Here is a 1,425-nt window from a genome sequence, read left to right as displayed (position 1 = left end):
TGTCTCGTCCTAAAAAAAGTTTACAGGTTTTAAGATAATCCTGTTATGTATTTACAGGTTTGATAATGTCCTGAGATACGTTTACAATGTTACTATTTTTATGATAATAGTTCTTCCATAATTTTTCAGTTGGCAGACCGAGGCTATGTACACTCTCAGGTGTTAGTAGTCCAATGCTAAAGTGAGGCCGGTGTTGATTGTAAAGATTGATAGCCCGATCAAGTAGTTCCTTCGCCTGATCCTTATTATCAGCAACCTCATGTTTAAGATATTCTTCTTTTAATATGCCGTTCATCCGTTCGGCAACTGCGTTCTCAAGAGGATCGCCATTCTCGGTCATACTGATTTGAATAGCATTGTCCTGTAATAACTTTACATAACTATCACTGCAATATTGAACACCGCGATCTGAATGATGTATCAGCGAATAAGGTAAGCCTGCAGGTATTCCTTTAATTGCCATTTCCAACGCTTTTATTGTTTCCACCGTCTCCAGGGAGTCTGCCAAATGATAGCCAACAACTTTATGAGAATAGGCATCCGTTATTAAACTGATATACAAATGCTCATCGCTTGCTTTCCAATAGGTGATATCACTCACCCATAATTGATTAGGCCTTACCACCTTTAGCCCCCGGATGATATTCGGCCATCTATTGAATCTGTGCCTTGACCAGGTGGTTACATGCCGCTTGCGTCGCTTTTTTACCAGTAACCCATTGGCAGCTAATAGATCGAAAAAGGCATCTCGTCCAATTTTGATCTGATGATCAAGCAGAAATGGATGGATCTTTTCATAAAGCTTTCGTCCCCCCATCACCCGATGGTCTTTGCGAAGACTTATAACCTCCTGCAAAACAAGCGCCGATTCTATTCCCGAGGCTTCCTCCCGCCAAAAGTGCTGATAGTAGGCCTGACGGGTAATACCAAGTAACCGACATAAACGTACAAGGCCGACCCTTGTATACATGTCTCTCATCTCATGGATTACCTGGTATCCGACTTTTTTCGAATAGGAATATTCAATTCTTTTTCGGCGATCTCGATCATGCGCCGATAGGCTTCACTGCGAAGTTGTTCATCTTCCAGCAGGCGTTCGAGTTCCTTAATTCGCTGGTCTTGCGACAAGAAATCTGATGACTGATCTTTATTTACTTTTTTAACGGGCAAGGATGCTGGGGTTATTAAGGGCAAATATCTGGCTTTTTCAGGAATTTTTGTATAGCCTAATTGCCGCATCCAACGTGCAATGCTGCCACTGCTTTTAATATCATGTTTCTTTAACAAGGCTCTGTAACCGATTTCTCCTGATAAATATTCTTTGATAACTGAATGCTTAAATGAATCTGGGTAATGTCGATGTTCTTTAATAATGATCTTTTCCACTGTGTTTACTTTAATGTAAACCCATTTCCGGACAAGACA

General features: G+C 40.8%; 2 protein-coding genes. Both read right to left on the bottom strand.

The annotated features are described in order from the left end of the window. Positions 1–43: 43 nt before the first annotated feature. Positions 44–970 carry an IS3 family transposase gene (locus AC59JO_RS29530; protein ID WP_497309996.1) on the bottom strand — a complete coding sequence of 309 codons (927 nt, stop codon included), beginning with the start codon at positions 968–970 and terminating at the stop codon, positions 44–46. Positions 971–987: 17 nt separating this feature from the next. Continuing rightward, positions 988–1,425 (bottom strand): transposase (locus tag AC59JO_RS29525; protein ID WP_497309994.1); only part of this gene is annotated, 438 nt, incomplete at its 5' end.

It is taken from the genome of Mucilaginibacter sp. A5337 (assembly GCF_059690695.1).
Note: the sequence above shows the minus strand (reverse complement) of the source record. Positions and strands in the feature narration are given on the sequence as shown.

Bases quoted from the DNA above. Each gene is read 5' to 3' on its own strand.
- AC59JO_RS29530 (WP_497309996.1), bottom strand. From the start codon at position 970: ATGTATACAAGGGTCGGCCTTGTACGTTTATGTCGGTTACTTGGTATT.